This is a genomic window from Helicobacter cholecystus (assembly GCF_003364215.1).
In the GTDB taxonomy this organism is placed as follows: Bacteria; Campylobacterota; Campylobacteria; order Campylobacterales; family Helicobacteraceae; genus Helicobacter_G; species Helicobacter_G cholecystus.
In genome coordinates, this window is record NZ_NXLU01000003.1 from 120,094 (window position 1) to 139,245 (window position 19,152).

The 19,152-nt window shown below is 36.0% G+C and carries 13 protein-coding genes; 7 read left to right on the forward strand and 6 right to left on the reverse strand.

The features are described from left to right. The first annotated feature begins 5 nt into the window (after nucleotides 1-5). Both CQA62_RS03940 and thrC read left to right on the forward strand, forming a co-directional pair. Complete coding sequence (locus CQA62_RS03940; RefSeq protein WP_104725137.1) at nucleotides 6-2,372, forward strand: ribonucleoside-diphosphate reductase subunit alpha; 2,367 nt, start codon at nucleotides 6-8, stop codon at nucleotides 2,370-2,372. Nucleotides 2,373-2,381: 9 nt separating this feature from the next. After that, nucleotides 2,382-3,830, forward strand: a complete 1,449-nt coding sequence (thrC, locus tag CQA62_RS03945; RefSeq protein WP_104725138.1) for a threonine synthase — start codon at nucleotides 2,382-2,384, stop codon at nucleotides 3,828-3,830. 93 nt (nucleotides 3,831-3,923) lie between these two features. Here thrC and CQA62_RS03950 read toward each other — a convergent pair whose 3' ends face one another. Next, entirely contained in the window at nucleotides 3,924-4,160 is a 237-nt protein-coding gene (locus tag CQA62_RS03950) for a hypothetical protein (RefSeq protein ID WP_104725139.1), read from the reverse strand. A 124-nt stretch (nucleotides 4,161-4,284) separates the two neighbouring features. On the opposite strand from CQA62_RS03950, the gene CQA62_RS03955 reads away from it, so the two are divergent. Genes CQA62_RS03955 through CQA62_RS03975 form a run of 5 tightly spaced genes read left to right on the forward strand, consistent with a single transcriptional unit; the run spans nucleotide 4,285 to nucleotide 13,189 of the window. Further along, nucleotides 4,285-7,281 carry a type I restriction endonuclease subunit R gene (locus CQA62_RS03955; RefSeq protein ID WP_104725140.1) on the forward strand — a complete coding sequence of 999 codons (2,997 nt, stop codon included), beginning with the start codon at nucleotides 4,285-4,287 and terminating at the stop codon, nucleotides 7,279-7,281. Continuing rightward, nucleotides 7,281-8,909 (forward strand): HsdM family class I SAM-dependent methyltransferase, encoded by a 1,629-nt coding sequence (locus CQA62_RS03960; RefSeq protein ID WP_104725141.1) that lies wholly within the window; start codon nucleotides 7,281-7,283, stop codon nucleotides 8,907-8,909. Before CQA62_RS03955 ends, CQA62_RS03960 begins: the two co-directional genes overlap by 1 nt. After that, nucleotides 8,893-10,032 carry a restriction endonuclease subunit S gene (locus CQA62_RS03965; RefSeq protein ID WP_104725142.1) on the forward strand — a complete coding sequence of 380 codons (1,140 nt, stop codon included), beginning with the start codon at nucleotides 8,893-8,895 and terminating at the stop codon, nucleotides 10,030-10,032. The genes CQA62_RS03960 and CQA62_RS03965 overlap by 17 nt, the downstream gene beginning before the upstream one ends. Nucleotides 10,033-10,055: 23 nt before the next feature. Next, complete coding sequence (locus CQA62_RS03970; RefSeq protein ID WP_104725143.1) at nucleotides 10,056-11,297, forward strand: SIR2 family protein; 1,242 nt, start codon at nucleotides 10,056-10,058, stop codon at nucleotides 11,295-11,297. Next, nucleotides 11,279-13,189 (forward strand): ATP-binding protein, encoded by a 1,911-nt coding sequence (locus CQA62_RS03975; protein WP_104725144.1) that lies wholly within the window; start codon nucleotides 11,279-11,281, stop codon nucleotides 13,187-13,189. The genes CQA62_RS03970 and CQA62_RS03975 overlap by 19 nt, the downstream gene beginning before the upstream one ends. Before the next feature lie 746 nt (nucleotides 13,190-13,935). Here the strand turns inward: CQA62_RS03975 and CQA62_RS03985 are convergent. Genes CQA62_RS03985 through CQA62_RS04005 form a run of 5 tightly spaced genes read right to left on the reverse strand, consistent with a single transcriptional unit; the run spans nucleotide 13,936 to nucleotide 18,841 of the window. After that, on the reverse strand, nucleotides 13,936-15,216 hold the full coding sequence (locus CQA62_RS03985; protein WP_104725146.1) for an RNA polymerase factor sigma-54: 1,281 nt from the start codon (nucleotides 15,214-15,216) through the stop codon (nucleotides 13,936-13,938). Next, nucleotides 15,213-15,935, reverse strand: a complete 723-nt coding sequence (lptB, locus tag CQA62_RS03990) for an LPS export ABC transporter ATP-binding protein (protein WP_104725147.1) — start codon at nucleotides 15,933-15,935, stop codon at nucleotides 15,213-15,215. Before lptB ends, CQA62_RS03985 begins: the two co-directional genes overlap by 4 nt. Then, nucleotides 15,932-16,351 carry a tRNA (adenosine(37)-N6)-threonylcarbamoyltransferase complex ATPase subunit type 1 TsaE gene (tsaE, locus tag CQA62_RS03995; RefSeq protein ID WP_104725148.1) on the reverse strand — a complete coding sequence of 140 codons (420 nt, stop codon included), beginning with the start codon at nucleotides 16,349-16,351 and terminating at the stop codon, nucleotides 15,932-15,934. The genes lptB and tsaE overlap by 4 nt, the downstream gene beginning before the upstream one ends. Continuing rightward, the gene (locus CQA62_RS04000) at nucleotides 16,344-18,221 is read right to left on the reverse strand and encodes a DNA polymerase III subunit gamma/tau (RefSeq protein WP_104725149.1); all 1,878 of its coding nucleotides are present in this window, start codon (nucleotides 18,219-18,221) and stop codon (nucleotides 16,344-16,346) included. The genes tsaE and CQA62_RS04000 overlap by 8 nt, the downstream gene beginning before the upstream one ends. A gap of 8 nt (nucleotides 18,222-18,229) precedes the next feature. Beyond that, nucleotides 18,230-18,841, reverse strand: coding sequence for a trimeric intracellular cation channel family protein (locus CQA62_RS04005; protein WP_104725150.1), 612 nt, complete (start codon nucleotides 18,839-18,841; stop codon nucleotides 18,230-18,232). Between the last annotated feature and the right edge of the window lie 311 nt (nucleotides 18,842-19,152).

Sequence of the window (19,152 nt, forward strand, 5' to 3'; positions counted from 1 at the left end):
GGAAAATGTTAAGAGTTGTAAAAAGAAGTGGAAGAATAGAAGCATTAGATATCAGTAAAATTCAAAAATACACAGCCGATGCTGTGGCGAATTTGGAAGGGGTAAGCCAAAGTGAGCTAGAAGTGGATGCAAAACTTCATTTTAAAGATCTCATTACCACTGAAGAAATCCAGCAAACTCTCATTAAAACTGCAGTAGATAAAATCGATGTGGATACTCCAAATTGGACTTTTGTGGCTGCACGTCTCTTCCTTTATGATCTCTATCACAAAGTCAGCGGATTTACAGGATATAAGCACTTAAAAGAGTATTTTGCAAAAGGTGAGGCTGAGGGGAAAATCCTTAAAGGGTTTAAAGAAAAATTTGATCTTGAATATCTCAATGAAAAAATTGATCCAAAACGCGATTTGCAATTTAATTATTTAGGGATTAAAACTCTTTATGATCGCTATTTAATCAAAGATAGAAATAATGCTCCCATTGAGTTGCCTCAACAAATGTTTATGGCTCTTGCAATGTTTATGGCACAAAATGAAAAAGAACCCAATGAATGGGCAGTGAAATTTTATGATGTTATCTCAAAGTTTGAAGTTGTCACAGCTACTCCAACTTTAGCCAATGGTCGAACCACCCGCCATCAACTTAGCTCTTGTTATATTGGAAGCACACCTGATAATATTGAGGGAATTTTTGATGCTTATAAAGAAATGGCACTGCTGAGCAAGTATGGTGGGGGGATTGGCTGGGACTTTAGCAAGGTGCGAGGATTGGGAAGCTTTATTGATGGACACAAAAATGCAGCGGGTGGAGTTGTCCCCTTCTTAAAAATTGCTAATGATGTAGCCATTGCAGTCGATCAACTTGGGACTCGAAAAGGCGCAATTGCAACCTATCTTGAAGTCTGGCATACAGATATTACTGATTTTATTGATTTAAGAAAAAATAGTGGTGAGGAGAGAAGAAGAACTCACGATCTCTTCCCAGCTGTATGGATTTGTGATCTCTTTATGAAAAGAGTAGAAGAAAATGCGCAATGGACACTTTTTGATCCTTATGAATGCAAAGAACTCACAGAGCTTTATGGAGAGGAATTTGAAGCAAAGTATATTGAGTATGAAAACAATCCTCATATCATCAAAGAGCATATTTCTGCCAAAGAACTTTGGAAAAAAATTCTTACAAATTATTTTGAATCAGGACTTCCTTTCTTGGCCTTTAAAGATAATGCCAATCGTGCAAATCCCAATGCTCACGCTGGAATCATTAGAAGCTCAAACCTTTGCACAGAAATTTTTCAAAACACCCATCCAAGCCAATATCTTGTAGAAATTGAATTTGAGGATGGAAGTAAAGAGCTATTTGAGGAACATGAAGAAATTACTACAGATGCGGGAATTAGCAAAAAAGCCAACAAACTCACAAGCATTGATTCTCTAAAAGGTAAAAAGATTTTCATCGCTCAAAAGATTCAACAAGGTGGCTTAACTGCAGTATGCAATCTTGCAAGTATTAATCTAAGCAAAATCAATACAAAAGAAGATATTGAACGTGTTTTACCCGTTGCTATTCGAATCTTAGACAATGTGATTGATCTGAATTTTTACCCAAATAGAAAAGTGCGAGTAACCAATATGCAAAATCGTGCTATTGGTTTAGGTGTAATGGGTGAGGCTGAAATGCTTGCAAGAGAAAATATCACTTGGGGAAGTAATGAGCATTTAGAAAGAATTGATGAGATTATGGAGATGATTAGTTTTAATGCAATTTCTGCGAGTTCAGATTTGGCAAAAGAGAAGGGAATCTATCCTCAATTTGAAGGATCAAATTGGAGTAAGGGGATTTTCCCTATTGATGTTGCCAGCAAAGAAGCACTCAAGCTTGTTGATCGGGGTGGACTCTTTGGAATGACTTATGATTGGAATACTTTAAGGGAGAAGGTCAAGGCTCAAGGAATGAGAAATGGTTATTTAATGGCCATTGCTCCCACAAGCTCAATTTCTATTCTTGTAGGAACAACTCAAACCATTGAACCTGTTTATAAGCGAAAATGGTTTGAAGAAAATCTCTCAGGACTTATTCCAGTTGTTGTCCCCAACCTCACGCTTGAGACTTGGAATTATTATGTGAGTGCTTATGATTTGGATCAAACAGATCTCATTCGTGCCGCTGCAGTGCGTCAAAAATGGGTGGATCAAGGACAAAGTGTCAATATCTTCATGCGTCTTGATCGGGCAAGTGGAAAGCTTCTCAATGATATTTATATGCTTGCATGGAAACTTGGATTAAAATCAACTTATTATCTTAGAAGCCAAAGCCCTGATGCACAGGAGCAGATTATGGATAGAAGTGTCGAGTGTGTAAGTTGTCAATAAGGAAATAAAATGCAAACTTTTGCTCCAACACGTGGGGGAGAATATCCCCATACTCTCACTCTTAAAGAGAGTGTTCTTCACCCTAAATCAAACTATGGGGGACTTCATACCCTCAAATCCCTCCCCACTCTACCCTGTCTATCTACCCTCCTCTCTCTAAGTTATAATGAGCTTACGCAAGAGATTTTCTCACTCCTTGGCCTAAAGTGCAATGAACTCAGTGATGCCCTCAAAAGCTATGAGAGCTTTGATGATGCAAATGATCCTGCCCCACTTCAAATCTTCAAAAAAGATTTCTATATCCAAGAGCTCTATCATGGTCCATCAAGGGCATTTAAAGATATGGCACTGCAACCTTTGGGCAAACTCTTTTCATGCTTTGCTTCAAAGGATCGCTATCTTATTCTCTCAGCCACAAGCGGAGATACAGGCCCAGCGACTTTGGAGAGCTTTAAAGATAAAAAAAATATCCAAGTTGTTTGTCTGTATCCAGAGAAGGGAACAAGTGATGTGCAAAGATTGCAGATGAACACTCAAACTGCAAAAAATCTTAAAGTCATTCCTATTAAAGGAAATTTTGATGATGCTCAAGCAACGCTTAAAAAACTTTTAAGTGATGAAGATTTTAGTGCGCTCCTCTGCTCTTATGGTATTCATATCTCAGCAGCTAATTCTGTGAATTTTGGTCGCATTGCTTTTCAAATCATCTATCATATTTGGGCTTATCTCCGCCTTGTAAGAATGGGGGAAATTACTCTAGGAGAGAAGATTAAGATTGTTATCCCTAGTGGAAATTTTGGAAATGCACTCGGGGCTTTTTATGCAAAACTTATGGGAATCCCTTTTGAGAAAATCATCATCGCAAGCAATGCAAATAATATTCTTACAGATTTTATCAATACGGGAGTCTATGATATCTCTCATCGCCAACTACTCCCTAGCCACTCCCCTGCTATGGATATTTTAAAAAGCTCAAATGTTGAACGTGTGCTCTATACACTCTTTGGAGATGCCCGAACTAGAGAATTAATGAGCCAACTTGATAGCAAACTTTGCTACAAGCTCACAAACTCTGAGCTTCAAAGACTTCAAGAGCATTTTGAGGCAGATTTTTGCACAGATGAGCAATGCTTAGAGAGCATTAAAGAAGCAAGTGATTTAGGAAGAATTATTGATCCCCACACTGCAAATGCCTACCATCTTGCAAAAAGCATTCAAGGCAAAAAAATCATCTGCTCAACTGCAGAGTGGAGTAAATTTAGCCCCACCATTGTTTATGCACTCAGTGGGGAGAAAATGGGAGATAAAGAGGCATTAGAGTGGATTGCAAAGCATTATAATCTCTCTATCCCCCCAATGATTGCCGAGCTTTTTAAAAAACCTCAAAATGTTTGCCCACCTCTGCACCCCCAAGAAGTTAAGGAGGCAATTTTGCAATGGTTGAGGATTGGGGGTTAGGGGATTCTTTAAGGAGTTTTAGCACTTAAAAAATCTAAAACATCTTGCTCTTCCCACATTCTGCTAAATCTTAGAACTTTGCTTGATCTAGTTTCAATCAAAAAATTCACTTTTATAAAGATTGAAAAAGATTTTAATCCCTTTAATTGCTTTCTTTAACTCATAGACACAAATATTGCCTCTACCACTTCCTTTGATAGTGATACGTGTTTTGCACTCTTTTGGAGAAAAGTTGCAAAATTTCTCTACTTCTTTTTGAAGTGAGATTAGCAAAGCTCTTTGCATTGTGGAGGCTTTGTGTAGAAAGGTAAAATCTTGAAACGAAGTCATTTTTCTCTCCTTGCTTTTGCTTGATTTATCAGGGGCTCTTTGATAAAATTAAAGCATTTTGCTATTTAATCAGAATTTTTTACTTTATTAACGCAGAAATAGTGTTTGCCTATGGAGAATATTGATGAAATACAACGAAGATACGCGTGTAAAAATTCCTGCACTTGTGCATTTCACAAGATTGGGATACACCTATTTTTCTATCAAAAACAAAGAATCAGAATTTGATAAAGAAACAAATATTCATATCCCTACTTTTCACGCCTCTCTTAATGCAATTAATGATGAGGAAATTAGTATTGATGAGACAAAAAGCCTTATCAACAAAATCAAAGCAACTCTCAGCTCAGATCTTGGAATAGATTTCTACAACGCCATTATCAAAAATCTTGAAGGGAAAAAGCTTATAGATTTCTCTCAAAACGATAAAAATACCTATCAAGTCGTTACAGAACTATCTTGTATTCACAATGGTGATGAGTTTCGCCCAGACATTACAATCCTCATTAATGGAATCCCCCTAGCTTTTATAGAAGTCAAGAAACCTCACAATAAAAATGGAGTTCAAGCAGAGGATAAGCGAATGAACTATCGTCTTAGCAACAAAAACTTCCGCTCTTTCCTCAATATGTTTCAAATTATGATTTTCTCCAACAACCTTCCCTATGATGACGAAGAAAATCTCCCATTTCAAGGCTCATTCTACGCTACCACAGCAGAAAAAACACTTTTTCTCAATCGTTTCAAAGAAGAGAGGCATGATGAGCTTTGCATTGCTCCAATAAACGAGCAAATCCAAGATTTTATTTTCAAAGATACAAATACTCCTTCACTCAAAAACTCTCCTGAGTATGCGACAAATATTTCTCCAAGCACACCTACAAACGCTATCATTACCTCACTCTTTAGCAAAGAGCGTTTTAAAACACTCCTCAAATATGGAATTGCCTATGTTTTCAAGACTCTTGATACAGGAGTAAGAAAACTAGAAAAACACATTATGCGTTATCCTCAATTCTTTGCCACACTTGCTATCAGAGATATGCTAGAAAATGGTGGGAATAAAGGGATTATTTGGCATACTCAAGGAAGTGGAAAAACGGCTCTAGCTTATTACAATACACGCTTTCTTAAAGACTATTTCCAAGCAAAAGGACAAATCACTCAATTTTTCTTCATTGTTGATCGCTTAGACCTTGCTAATCAATCTGCAGATGAGTTTCGCTCTAGAGGACTTGAAGTCAGACTGATTGGAAGCAAAGATGAGTTTATGGAGTGCATAAAAAGCACCTCTCAATCAAATAGCGGAAAAGATGGCATTGTAGTAGTCAATATCCACAAATTCTCTCAAGATTCCATAGCCAAGCTTCCTGATTATGGGATCAATATCCAAAGAATCTTTTTCATCGATGAAGCTCATAGGAGCTACAACCCATCAGGATCATTTCTTGCAAACCTATTCACTGCTGATCCAAACTCCATAAAAATTGCACTGACAGGAACTCCCCTTATTGGCGCAGTTTTTGATGAAGAAGGCAATCGCCAAAATACCAAATTTGATAGCAAAGAGATTTTTGGAAATTATATTCACAAATACTACTATAACCAATCCATTGCCGACCACTACACCCTACGACTTATCCGTGAGGACATTCTCACCACCTACAAAGAATCTCTACGAGCCACACTCCAAGAGCTAGAAGTCCAGCAGGGAGCTATTGATACCAAACTCATCCTCTCTCATCCTAGTTATGTCAAAAAGCTTGTAGCCTATATCACTGAGGATTTTAAAGCTCATAGATTCCAAGGAGATATTGGAGGGATGATTGTATGTGCCTCTTCTGAACAAGCTAGGGCGATCTATGAAGAAATGAAGTCAAATGAGTTTAGTTCAGCTCTCATCCTTTCTGATAACTCCATAGGAACAAATGAGGAGAAAAAGCAATGGCAAAACGCTTTCAAAAATGGAGAGATTGACTTCCTTATCGTCTACAATATGCTTCTTACAGGATTTGATGCTCCAAGACTCAAACGTCTCTATCTAGGACGCGTGATAAAAGACCATTCACTTTTGCAGACCCTCACTCGTGTTAATCGTCCCTATAAAGACTTCCGCTTTGGCTACATCATCGATTTTGCCGACATCAAAAAGGAGTTTGATAAAACCAATCAAGCCTATTTCAATGAGCTTCAAGCCGAACTTGGAGATGCTTTTGAAGAATATAGAGGTATTTTCAAAACCCAAGATGAAATCCAAAAAGACCTTGCAAATATCAAAGATATACTTTTTGGATTCAATGTCAAAAATGCAGAAGAATTTTCTAAAGAACTTGCAACAATTGATGATAAACAAGAGCTTCAAACTATCCGTAGAGCCCTGCAACTCTACCAAGAACTCCACAATATTGCTAAGCTTCACGAATATCAAGAGTTGGCTAACCTCTTTGATTTGGAGAAAATCCATCATCTTCTTTCTATTGCTAATGCACAGATTCAGGCCTTAAGGGACAAAGAAGTCCTTCAAAATGCTCAAGATATGGATGCCATTCTCTCTCTAGCACTTGAAGATATCAAGTTTGATTTCAAAAAAATTGGTGAACACGAACTTGCGATTGCTGATAAATTCCGTGAGCAACTCATCAAAACACAAAAAGAACTAGCTAAGACTCAGGATATCAAAGATCCAAAATTTCTCACGCTCAAAGAAGAACTACAAAGAATCCTTGCCAAGAAAAATATCGAGGAGCTTACCTCTAGCGAAATAGAAGAAAATACGATCAAGCTCACAGAACTCTACAACAGCATCCAAGCTCTTAATAAGTCTAATCAAAGGATTGCCAACCAATATGAGGGGGATAATAAATTTATGAGAATTCACAAGCAAGTCTACTCACAACTTAATCTTGCAAATACCCAAATCAATCACTTCTTGCTAGAGATAAAGCACAAACTCGATGATACACTTCTAAACAACTATGCACAAATTGATAATGAAAAACGCTTTGAGGGGTATATCAGAGATATTGTCAAAACTTGTGTCCCTCAACTAGAACGCGAACAAAGACAAAATATCGCCTCACTTGTTGCTAAAGAATATCAAAACGAAAGGAATTTTAGCTAATGGAGCTCATCACCCAAACCCAAAAAATGATTGACAATATCAAAAATGTCTGCACATTGTATGGACTAGGAAATGCTGGAAGTGAGTACAAAATCATCACAGAAATTTTCCTCTATAAATTTCTCAATGATAAATTCCTCTATGAAGTGAGGAGAGAAAATCCCTCACTTGCCTCACTCAGCTTCTCTGAACTTGAAGAAAAGCTCAAAGAAATGAGCGAAAAAGAATTTGAGGACATCAAAGAAGATTTATGTGTAGATTCTGCAAAAATTGACAGAAAATATCTCATCTCCACTCTCTATAATGAGCAAAATACTGAGGACTTTCATCTCACGCTTGACAAAGCTCTTACAGAAATAGCAGATGAAAATCTCGATATATTCTCAGGACAAACAGGCAAAGGGACAAAAATCAAGCTCTTTGACCCTATCTCCCCCCATATCATTGACACAGAGAAAAAACCTCTTTTTGCTAAAGCTTTGATTGATAAAATCGCATCTTTTAGCTTTGAATCTGCCTTTAGCGAAAAATACGATTTCTTCTCTACCATCTTTGAATACCTTATTAAAGACTATAACAAAGATAGCGGAAAATATGCTGAGTATTACACTCCTCACACGATAGCGACCATCATTGCTCGTATCCTTGTTCCAAATGGAGATAAAAATGTCAAGATCTATGACCCCTCAGCAGGGACAGGCACACTGCTTCTTGCTCTCGCCCATCAAATCGGAGAGGACAAATGCACCCTCTACTCTCAAGATATTTCTCAAAAATCCAATGAGCTTCTACGCCTAAACCTTGTCCTTAACAATCTCATCGGCTCTCTCCCCAATATCATCTGTGATGACACACTCACAGACCCATTTCACAAAGACAAAAATGAACTTACCAAATTTGACTACATCGTAAGCAATCCACCTTTTAATATGGATTTCTCAGACAATCGCGACACACTTGCAGGAGAAGCTCACGCAAAGAGATTTTTTGCAGGAGTGCCAAATATTCCAAACAAGAAAAAAGAGAGTATGGCAATCTATCTAATGTTTATCCAACATATCCTCTACTCTCTCTCCTCCAAAGGTAAGGGAGCGATTGTCGTTCCCACAGGATTCCTTACCGCAGGAAGTGGAATCCCTCTCAAGATAAGAAAGCATATCATCTCTCACAAAATGCTTAGAGGAGTTATCTCTATGCCCTCCAATGTCTTTGCCACCACAGGAACAAATGTCTCTGTTCTCTTTCTTGACAAATCTCAAGAAAATGATGAAATCCTCCTAATGGACGCTTCAAAGCTTGGAATCATAGGCAAAGAAGGAGGCAATCAGAGAACCTATCTGCAACCTGAAGATATTGAAAAAATTGTCAATACTTTTAACTCCAAAGAAAAGGTGGAGGATTTTTCTATCGTTGTAAGTTCTCAAGATATTGAGAATAAGGGCTATTCTTTTAGCGCAGGACAATATTTTGAAATCAAAATCGATTACACTCCTATCACTCCCCAAGAATTTGAAGCCAAGCTTAACAATTTTGCTCAAGAGCTTGATTTATTATTTCAAGAGAGTGACAAACTTAAAACAGAAATAACACAAGGCTTTTGCAGGATTAAATATGCAATTAAAAATTAAAAATTTTACACAAATAAAATACGGTAAGGAATCAAAAAATTTAGAATATGGATATTTTCCAGTATATGGAAGTGGTGGAATAATTCGTCAAACAAATTCTTTTCTCTACGATAGGGAATCTGTTTTAATTCCCAGAAAGGGGTCTCTTAATAATATCTTTTTTTCTGATGTCCCTTTTTGGGTAACAGACACAATGTTTTACACAATTATTGACGAAGAAAAAGTACTACCCCTATTTTTCTACTATGCTTTAAAACAAATAGATTTTACAATACTAAATTCTGGAACTGGGGTCCCAAGTCTCACATTAAATACTCTCAATAATATTCTTATAAACATTCCCAAAAGAGAAGAGCAAGAGAAAATCTCCACAGAACTTAGAAAAATAGATATAACAATCTCACTCAATAACTCCATAATCTCCAAGCTTGAAGAAATGGCAAAAATGATTTATGAGTATTGGTTTTTGCAATTTGACTTCCCCAACCATGAGGGAAAACCCTACGCTTCTTCAGGTGGAGCGATGAAATACAGTAAAGAACTAGGACGAGAAATCCCTATAGATTGGGATATTCTAAACCTTTGGGAACGATTTAAATTTGAAAAAGGAATCGAAATTGGAGCAAAACAATATTTGAGTGAATCTAGAAAAAATAGAGTTTTATTTTGGCGTGTTGGCGATATGAATGGCACGTGCTCAACCTATGCAGATAAAAAATTATTTGGGGAACTTCTTTTGCAACCAAGAGATATTTGCGTATCTTTTGATGGAAGTGTAGGCAAGGTTGATTTTGGGCTTGTTGGGGGGTATAGCTCGGGAATCAGAAATATTTACGATAGATTAAAAAAGATTGATAACTCAGTCATTTATCAAATTTTTAAATCAGACTATATTCAGCAACTTATCCATAAATACGCAACAGGAAGCAACATCCTCCACGCCTCAGGCTCAATCACCAATATGCGCATTCCATACAATAAAAAAGTATTTGAGGAATATCAAAAAATCATCAAGCCAATGTTCGACAAAATGCTTCAAGCAAAGCAAGAAAACCAAAAACTTACCCAACTTCGCGATTGGCTCTTGCCTATGCTGATGAATGGACAAGCAAGGGTGGAATAAACCCTTAAAAATAGGAGGATTATATGAATACAGATAATAAAGCACAAGAGTCCGAAGAGACAAAAATGTTTCAGGGGACTGAAGACCTGCTTGAAAAGCTTTCTGAGAATAAGGAAAGAGTGTGCAAAATAAAAACAATCCTTCTTGATCTATTCAATGTAAAAAATCTAAATTTTCTTTTTGGTGCTGGCACAAGCAATGGGGCAATCCCAACTATGACAGACCTACAGGAAGAAGTAGAAAAAAATTTGGATGAGAATGAGAAAAAAATTTTTGAGAAATTTGGAAAGAAAAACTTAGAAGAAATCTTGGAAATACTCTATTCTGGAAAAACCTATCTCAAAAATAATCTTCAAGATAAAGACAACGAAGAATTGGAGACTTTAGAAACATTGATTAAAAGGGTTAAAAGCATCATATTTAATGCAATCAATATCAAAATTGACAACAAGTGTGAGGACAAAAAGAAGCCAGAAGTGTTTTGTAATTATAAAAATTTCTACAAAAAAGTTACTTATCGCAACAAAGATTTAAATAGAGTAAATATTTTTACTACAAACAATGATTTATTCAATGAGCGCGTCTTAGATTATCTCAATATTGACTATAACAATGGATTTGGAGGTGGATTAAGTCGAAGTTTTAATCCTGCAAGATTTGAATATGTTTTCTCAAAAAAAATGGATGAGGGAATTGAAAAATATGAACCCCTCAATCACATGATTTATCTCTATAAGTTACATGGCTCTATCAATTGGGTAGAAGCTCAAGGACACAACTCTTTCTTCAATATTCAAGAGATTAACCTTGATTCACAAAGTGAAAGGTCATGCGGAAATTGTTTAATTTATCCTACACCACTCAAGGAAGGAAAAAGTCTAACATCCCCATACACCGACCTTATTAGAGAATTTCAGAAAAAATTATCACTCCCAAATAGTGTCCTCTTTATTATTGGATATAGCTTTAGCGACGAGCATATCAATACTATTATTTATAGAGCCCTTGCTTCCAATAATTCGCTCTCTATTGTTATTTTTGCAGATAAGAATAAGCTTAAAGAGATTCCACTCTTTAGAATCAACGATAAGAGGATATATATCATTTATGGGGAATATGAAGGCAAAAAGATACATTACTTTGATTACTTTACACAAGAACTCATTCCAGACCCAAAACAAGATGATGAAAATAAAATCAATAAAAAATTTCTAGAAATGCTAAAAAGAGAAATGGGGGGACAAGAATGCTTGTCGGAAAAATAGTATCTATTCAATTCAATCAATTTAGGGTAAAAATCTTTTCCAATGTTAGAGGTGGTGCACTCAATCTTCAGGGTGAAATATATTATTTTGGAAATATTGGAAGTTATCTCAAAACATCAAACCCACTAGGTGAGGAAATTATTTGTGAAGTAATTGCAATCTTTGATTCTGATAAACAAGATATTGAACAAAACTTTGATCTCAATAGCAATCGAGAACTATTATTAAAACCCATAGGTATATATAAGAATGAAAATTTCACTCTTGGTATAGGTGTATATCCTAGCCTATATAGCGATGTAAGCCTATTGACTAGCAAAGATTTGGAAAAAATTCTTATGTCCACACAAGAAGATGAAGCAAAAAGCGAATCAATTCATCTAGGCATAAGTAAAAATCATATCAATCATCCTGTCTCCATTCAAATAGACAAGTTTTTTGGCATTCATTCTGCTGTTTTGGGCAATTCTGGAAGTGGTAAATCCAATACTATTGCTCATTTGCTTCAGGAAGTTTATAGAAAAGACCGACCAGCAAACAAATCAAAAATTATTATATTTGATGTAAATGGGGAATACAATCAGGCATTTTCAGAGCTTGCTTCTCAAGGTGTGGGGGTTAAACTATTTAAACCCAATCTTAAAGAGAGTGAGAATGGTGTTGAACCATTTTATATGCCACACTTCTTACTTTCTCTTGATGAATGGTGTGCTTTTTTAATGGCTACGGATGCTACACAAAAACCATTTTGGGAAAAGGTATTACAAGAAGCTTATAGATTTTACAAGATAGAAGCATCTGAGAACTATCAAAAGTACATACAGTACTTCAGAAGAAAATTTCTTTCCTTGTTTGCCAATATTGTATGTGAAATTAACTCTGATACAGCATTAGTAGGGAACGCTCGTTCTCTACTATCTGATATTAAAAGAATTATCAAAATACATAAATCAATCTGCCAAAAATTTGAAGAAGAAGGTTTTTTGCAAGATCTTGACAAAATAGATCATCAATGTACTTTGCATTATTCAGATAATCAAAATAAGATAAAAGATACCGTACAATCTATGATCAATACCATTGGCGAAAAAGATTTTCAAGATATAGTTGATTTAAAAATGAAAAATGGAGAATTTCTCAATCACCATTTCCTCAAAATAGCTTCTGAAATGGTTCTTGCTGAGGAAGAAACAAAGGGCAATAGATCAATTCGAGGATATGTTGCAACCATGATGAATAGACTAGATATCTTCATCGATGATCCAGAATATGCTTTTATGAGAGGGGGTTATGAGGATTTTCAAGCGATAAAAAACAAGAATAATTTTTTTAGTTATTTTTGGGAAAAAGAAGAAAAACAACAACAACTTGTTATCATCGACACAAGTGAATTAGGTAAAGATACCTTAGAAACACTCACAAGCGTAATTGCAAGGTTGGTTTTTGAGTATCGTAAAAAACAAGAAGGGGGGAATCGACGTAAAAATCCTGTGCATCTTGTTTTAGATGAGGCTCATAGATATATCAAAAAAGATCAAAAATACTTGCTAAAAGACAATGTATTTGAGCGAATTGCAAGAGAAGGGAGAAAATACTCTCTTTATCTGCTCATTTCTTCTCAAAGGCCCTCAGAACTCTCAGAAACTGTCCTCTCGCAATGTGCAAACTTCATTATCCACAGAATCCAAAATGAAAACGATATGCGACATATTAATGCTGTTCTTCCATATTTTTCCGAAGATTTTGTAAGCAAGATCAAACAATCTGTCGCAGGAGAGGCACTTGTGTTTGGCGATTTTATTCCTATGCCAATGCATATCAAGATACAAAAAGCCAATCCTGAGCCACATAGTAGCAACTGCCAAATTAGCCAAGAATGGTATTCAAAATAAAGCAGAGCCACCTTGGCTAGCTCTATCCAATTCTCTGGTTTTATTATAATGGTAGTGTCTACTCCAAAATTGGGTGACTTCTTTTTTAACTATGTTTTTTCTAGGACTTGCCTTATATTCATATTTTTCGCATTCTAGGTATTTCCTAAAATCAATTTTTGCTCTAGCCATTTTTCCCATTAACGCCAAAGTCAATATCGACCTCAAAACTTGTTTATGCTCTTATTTCAAGCTAGCTACAAAAGCTAGTTTTGTTTTGATCATATTCACAAACTCTTTTATTATAAATCCAGTAATTGCTATATCTCTCCCCTTAAGATTCTCTTAGAAGAATGAGTGAAGTTTTACTTCTAAGTTTTTTCTTGAAAACGACTGACTACACTTTTTAATCTACCATTTCTTTTATGTTTTTCATAGTTTTTTATTTTAAAGTTTATTTTCTTGAAAGAGAGGGAGGGGGCTTCAATGGCGAGGTCGCTCCCCTCTCCCCCTCAAACTCCCCCATACCCCAACGACGCTCTAAGGCAGAAGTACCTTATCTCTCTAAAATGTAAGCACAAGAGAAGCGAGGCTCTCCCCTTAATTTATAAAAAGAAAGTTTCTTTCTTTTTATGCTATGCAATCAAAGTGATGAGTTAGGGAGAGTGAGGAGGGAATAAAATTTTTCTTTGGGATTCTTATTTGCACTCCTCATTGCTTCTATAAATTTGATATTTTTAGCATAGCCTTATCTTTTGAAAAATTTTTTACACACTCATCTCATAGAGCTTTTTTCTTTCACTTGAGCTTGCGATATTAAGCTTTTGCCTATATTTTGTAATAGTCCTTCGGACAATCTTAATGCCAAACTTAGCTTCAATGAGTTGGAGAATTTTATTATCACTCAGGGGTTTCTTTCTATCTTCATTTTTGATTAAATCATGAATAAAGTCCTTAATTGAGCTATTGCTCACATCATCATCTAAAGCAGCAGAGAAAAAGCTTTTAATAGGAAAAATCCCACGATCACACTCTAAAAATTTATTGGCAATCGCCCTTGAAATCGTGCTAGGAGCGTGACCAAACTCATCTGCTAAATCTTTAAGCTTCATAGGTTTAATCTCTCCCCCCATAAAAAACTCATATTGATACTCCAAAATCATCGCACCAATCTTTCTGAGTGTGGCTTGTCGCATTTCAAGTGCATCTACAAGCAAACGTGCCTCTTTAAGCTTGGTTTTGACAAATTGCTCTTTGGCAATATGAGAGAGTTCAGAATCTAGTCGGATTTGAATGCTTGGATTTGCATCCATATTGAGCCTAACTTTGACTTCATTATCCTCAAAATACACAAAAATATCAGGCTTAATGTATTGCTCTTTAGGAGCAAACTCTAGGGCTGGAGGATTTTTAAAGCTCTTAATCACTCTCATGACTTTATTGTAATGTGCATGATTTTTGTGTTTAAAATGATTGTGCAAATCTTTAAGAATTTCACTTGCCAACTCATATTCCTCTGCTTGAAGTTCACTTTCTTGAAGCTGAAAACTAAAAGATTCAATCACATCTCTTGCCCCTATCCCTCTAGGTTCAAGATAGGCAAAACGCAATCTAATTTTCTCTACCTCAGTCTCAGTGCAACCAAGTCTTTGAGCAATACACTCACAATCTCCCTCAAAATATCCCTCATCATTTAAATCCTCAATAATCTCTTGAGCAATATTTTGAGAAAGGGGGGTGGGAAAAAGAGGAGGACAAATTTGATCAGCAAGCACTTCATAAAGACTTTGCTCATAAAGACAAAAATTTTCAAACCCCTCAGGCTCACCCTTAGATCGCTTAATTCCTTTGCTCTGAGAGCTTTTAGAAGTAAAATCTTGCACAGAGTGATTTTTAATCTCTGCATAAGGATTATCTTTAATAAATTCTTTGAGAGTATCTTCTAGCTCATCTCCACTGCTTTGTAAAATGGGTAACCAGCTTTTGAGTGTTGTAGAAAGTTTGGTTTTGGCACTTTGGGTAGGAGAGAGCCTAATACTTGGATTCATACCTTAAAATTTTCACCCAAATAATGTTTTCTCACAAGTTCATTATCATAAATTTCACTTGCCTTGCCTTGAGCAAGAAGAGAACCGCTTTTAATGACATAGGCACGATCACATACAGAAAGAGTTTCACGCACATTGTGATCGGTGATTAAGACTCCAATTCCCATTGTTACAAGCTTTTGTATAATTTTTTGAATATCAATCACAGCCAGTGGATCCACTCCTGCAAAAGGTTCATCAAGCAAGATAAATTTTGGACTTTTCACAAGTGCTCGTGCAATCTCAACTCTTCTTCGCTCTCCCCCGCTCAGACTTAAACCCTTTCTAGCCCTTATAGGCTCAATATTAAAAGCACTTAACATTTCCTCAATCATTTTCTCACGATCTTTTGCTTTTTTAATAGAAATTTCTGCTGAGAGTGCAAGATTTTCTTCTACACTGAGTTCTTTAAAAATACTTGATTCTTGAGGAAGATAACCAATCCCCATATTAGAACGTTGATGAAGGGGATAGTTTGAAATATCCACATCATTGAGAAACACTTCTCCACTGCTAGGGCGCAAAAGCCCACAAATCATATAAAAAGTCGTTGTTTTTCCTGCTCCATTAGGCCCAAGAAGCCCGACCACCTCTCCACTTTTAACCTCAACAGAAACATTTGTGACAATTTGTGTTGATTTGATTTGCTTGCTTAAATGCACAGCCTTTAAGATATTCATTCCTCTACCCTATATCTTCGACTTTGACTTTGTTTATCTATCGTAATTATAACGACCTTAAAACCACTCTGACGCAAAAGTTTCTCCAACCTCTTTTCACCCCACTCTACCCAATGCCAACCCTCTTGCTCAAACGATTCTAAAAACCCTAGCATCAAGCATTCTTGCAAATCCTTACGATAAAGATCGTAGTGAAAAATGAGCCTATCTGAGGCCTTATAGATATGTTGGAGTCCAAAAGTTGGAGAGGTTGCATTATCCTTGCTTCCCAAAACCTTCAAAAGTGTAGAGAGTAAAGTTGTTTTTCCACTGGCTAAATCCCCTCTAAGCAAAATGACACAGTGAGGGGGCAAAATGGAGGAGAGAGATATTGCAAACTCTTGCAATCCTTCTAAATCACACTCAAATTCAATCATGTTGAATAATCTTCACATCAGAAAGATTAACTTCTAAATGCTCTTGAAGTGTGGCGAAAAGATCTTGATTTCTTTGCATAATCTCTTGAGGATTAAGCTGTGTGGTTGATGGATTTGGAGGTTGGGGAGCTTCTTGAGTGTTTTGAGGATTATATGGGGATTGGGATTCTTGAATGGGCTCAATCTCTTTTGTGGGTTGCATCTGAGTTCCCTGCACTGCTTCTATTCTCGGAGTCGCTTCTTGCACATCCCCTACTTTCTGAACTCCCTCCATTATCTGCACTGCTTCTCTTGTTTGCAATGCTTCCACTTCTTCATTCTCTAAGACTGGCTGGGGCATTTGGATTTGTAACTCTTGGAGTGCTGAAGTTTCTTCTATTATCTGAGATTCTTGCACTGCTTGAGATTTTTGCATGACCTCCACTGCTTGAGTTTCCCCTATCACTTGAGACATTTGAGGTTTCTCTTCTTGAGTAAAAATGATATTCACCCCTTCACCAAAGCACTCTTTAATCATCCCTTTAATCAATTTCCAATTTTTTGCTAACTCTTCCCTCTCCTCTCCCACTGCTTGACTTTGCAAAACCAAGTCATGATGAATATATGAACAAAATAAGAAATTTTTCTCAAAAATCTCTCCAAGAGTATAAGAACGATCATACAAGCATTGCTTAAGTAAAGCAAACTCTCTTTCTCCTCTAGGCTTGCTCTCCTCTTTTTGTTCAGGTTGTGAGATAATATTTTGAGGCATTTGCGAGGTTGAGCTAGGTTTAGAGTCCTGCAAACCTTCATAAGAACTTGAAGATGGGGGGATATTTACCTTTTGCTCAAGCTCTTGGATATAACTTGAAATATCTCTAAGCTTAAGTGCCTCTTTAAATTTCATAATACATAAAAGTAAAACAAATTCGCTATGAGTGTTTAAAGATAATAGTGTTTTAGCCTGAGTAAGAATAAAAAAGAAACGATTAAGCAGTAAGGGTGGAAAATGCTCCTGATTGCTTAAAGCTTTATCCTTAAGAAAAATCATCATCTCATCAATAATCATTTCACACTCATATTCTCTCATTAGTGAAACAATCTCTTGAGTTTTATCCTCATTTCTTTGCAGGATTGAAAGAAAAAAGCTCTCCAAAATTTCAGGATTAATAATCCCTAGCATTGAGATTGTGCTTTGTGTCCCTACATAATTTCCCCCATAAAGAATAGCTTGATCAAGCAAAGTTAATGTATCTCTCAAGCTCCCCTCTCCACTTCTTGCAATCACTTCTAATGCTTCAAGATCATAGCCTATTCCCTCATTTTGTAAAATACTTGCAATATGGTTGACAACAAGCTTGTGGGAGATTTTTTTAAATCTAAAGTGTTGGGTTCGGCTCAGTATAGTTGCTGGTACAAGCAAGGGATCAGTAGTAGCCAAAATAAACTTTACGCGCTCTGGTGGCTCTTCTAAAGTTTTTAAAAGCGCATTAAACGCCTCTTTTGTAAGCATATGAATCTCATCAATGATAAAGATTTTATATCTCCCCATACTCGGATTGTATTTAGTTTGCTCAATAAGCTCTCTAATATCATCAATCCTACGATTTGAAGCTGCATCCATTTCAATGATATCTATATGTCTTCCCTCAAGTGAAGCTTTACAATTAGCACACTCCCCACAAGGATCACTTGAAGGCCCCTTCTCGCACTGCAAAGATCGTGCAAAAATTCTTGCAGAACTTGTTTTTCCGCTCCCTCTTAAACCGCTAAAAAGATACGCATTACCTATTTTTTGTGAATCAAGGGCTAGGGAGAGAGTTTGAGAAACGCTCTCTTGACCAATGAGATCTCTAAAAAATTTAGGACGATACTTGAGTGCTAAAGACATATTTAATCCTAGTGATGTTTTTCAAATACAAAAATTGGCAGTGAGATTTTATATTTAATTGCAAGAATTCTCAAAATAAAACCACATAAAATTGCCAAACTTGTTGCCCAATCCTCTCCTAAAAAAGGATACAAAAACCAATACAGCCCTCCACATAGCATTGCAATCACAGCATAGAGTTCTTTTCTAAGAATCAAAGGCAGAGTATTGCAAAATAAATCTCTGAGTATTCCACCAAATGCACCTGTAACCATTGCTGAAATCATAGAAATTGTAAAACCATACCCCATAGAAATCGCAATCTTGGCTCCAAGCGTGCTAAAAACTGCCAATCCCAAAGCATCAAGAGTAAGAAAAAACCTCTCAAGTTTATCAATATAGAAAGCTAAACGTGTTGCTACAAAAGCAGAAATCGCAACGACATACACATAGTGAGGATTTTCAATCCAAAGAAGTGGATGGTGATCTAACATAATATCACGAATACTCCCCCCTCCTAGTGCAGTAGCAAAAGCAATAAAAAAAGCTCCAAATAAATCCACCCGATACCGACCTGCTGCCACTGCGCCACTCATAGCTTCAGCAATAATCCCAACATAAAACAAAAAAGTAATCACCATTCATGCACCCTAATCATAAAACTAAAAGAATTGTATCATTGATGCCTTAGTCTAAATCCAAGTATTGCACTTGTTTAATCCCAAAACTCTTCTTGAGCTTAAAAAAATCTTTTTTAATAAGAAAATAGTAAATAAAAAATCATAATCTTATATAAATATAAATAAAATATATTAGAAAATAACAGAAATATTAATAATAAATAAAAATAATTCTATTATTTTATATATATAATGATTAAATTTATTATATTTATAAATACCCTATTTATAGTTATTCTATCACTTTTAATAATATTAATATTATTGTTTTC

Excerpts from the sequence above, each read along its gene's own strand:
- CQA62_RS03940 (WP_104725137.1), top strand. The coding sequence starts at position 6 with ATGTTAAGAGTTGTAAAAAGAAGTGGAAGAATAGAAGCATTAGATATC.
- CQA62_RS04000 (WP_104725149.1), bottom strand. The coding sequence starts at position 18,221 with ATGTCTTTAGCACTCAAGTATCGTCCTAAATTTTTTAGAGATCTCATT.
- CQA62_RS03960 (WP_104725141.1), top strand. The coding sequence starts at position 7,281 with ATGGAGCTCATCACCCAAACCCAAAAAATGATTGACAATATCAAAAAT.
- tsaE (WP_104725148.1), bottom strand. The coding sequence starts at position 16,351 with ATGATTGAATTTGAGTGTGATTTAGAAGGATTGCAAGAGTTTGCAATA.
- lptB (WP_104725147.1), bottom strand. The coding sequence starts at position 15,935 with ATGAATATCTTAAAGGCTGTGCATTTAAGCAAGCAAATCAAATCAACA.
- CQA62_RS03975 (WP_104725144.1), top strand. The coding sequence starts at position 11,279 with ATGCTTGTCGGAAAAATAGTATCTATTCAATTCAATCAATTTAGGGTA.
- CQA62_RS04005 (WP_104725150.1), bottom strand. The coding sequence starts at position 18,841 with ATGGTGATTACTTTTTTGTTTTATGTTGGGATTATTGCTGAAGCTATG.
- CQA62_RS03965 (WP_104725142.1), top strand. The coding sequence starts at position 8,893 with ATGCAATTAAAAATTAAAAATTTTACACAAATAAAATACGGTAAGGAA.
- thrC (WP_104725138.1), top strand. The coding sequence starts at position 2,382 with ATGCAAACTTTTGCTCCAACACGTGGGGGAGAATATCCCCATACTCTC.
- CQA62_RS03985 (WP_104725146.1), bottom strand. The coding sequence starts at position 15,216 with ATGAATCCAAGTATTAGGCTCTCTCCTACCCAAAGTGCCAAAACCAAA.
- CQA62_RS03970 (WP_104725143.1), top strand. The coding sequence starts at position 10,056 with ATGAATACAGATAATAAAGCACAAGAGTCCGAAGAGACAAAAATGTTT.
- CQA62_RS03955 (WP_104725140.1), top strand. The coding sequence starts at position 4,285 with ATGAAATACAACGAAGATACGCGTGTAAAAATTCCTGCACTTGTGCAT.
- CQA62_RS03950 (WP_104725139.1), bottom strand. The coding sequence starts at position 4,160 with ATGACTTCGTTTCAAGATTTTACCTTTCTACACAAAGCCTCCACAATG.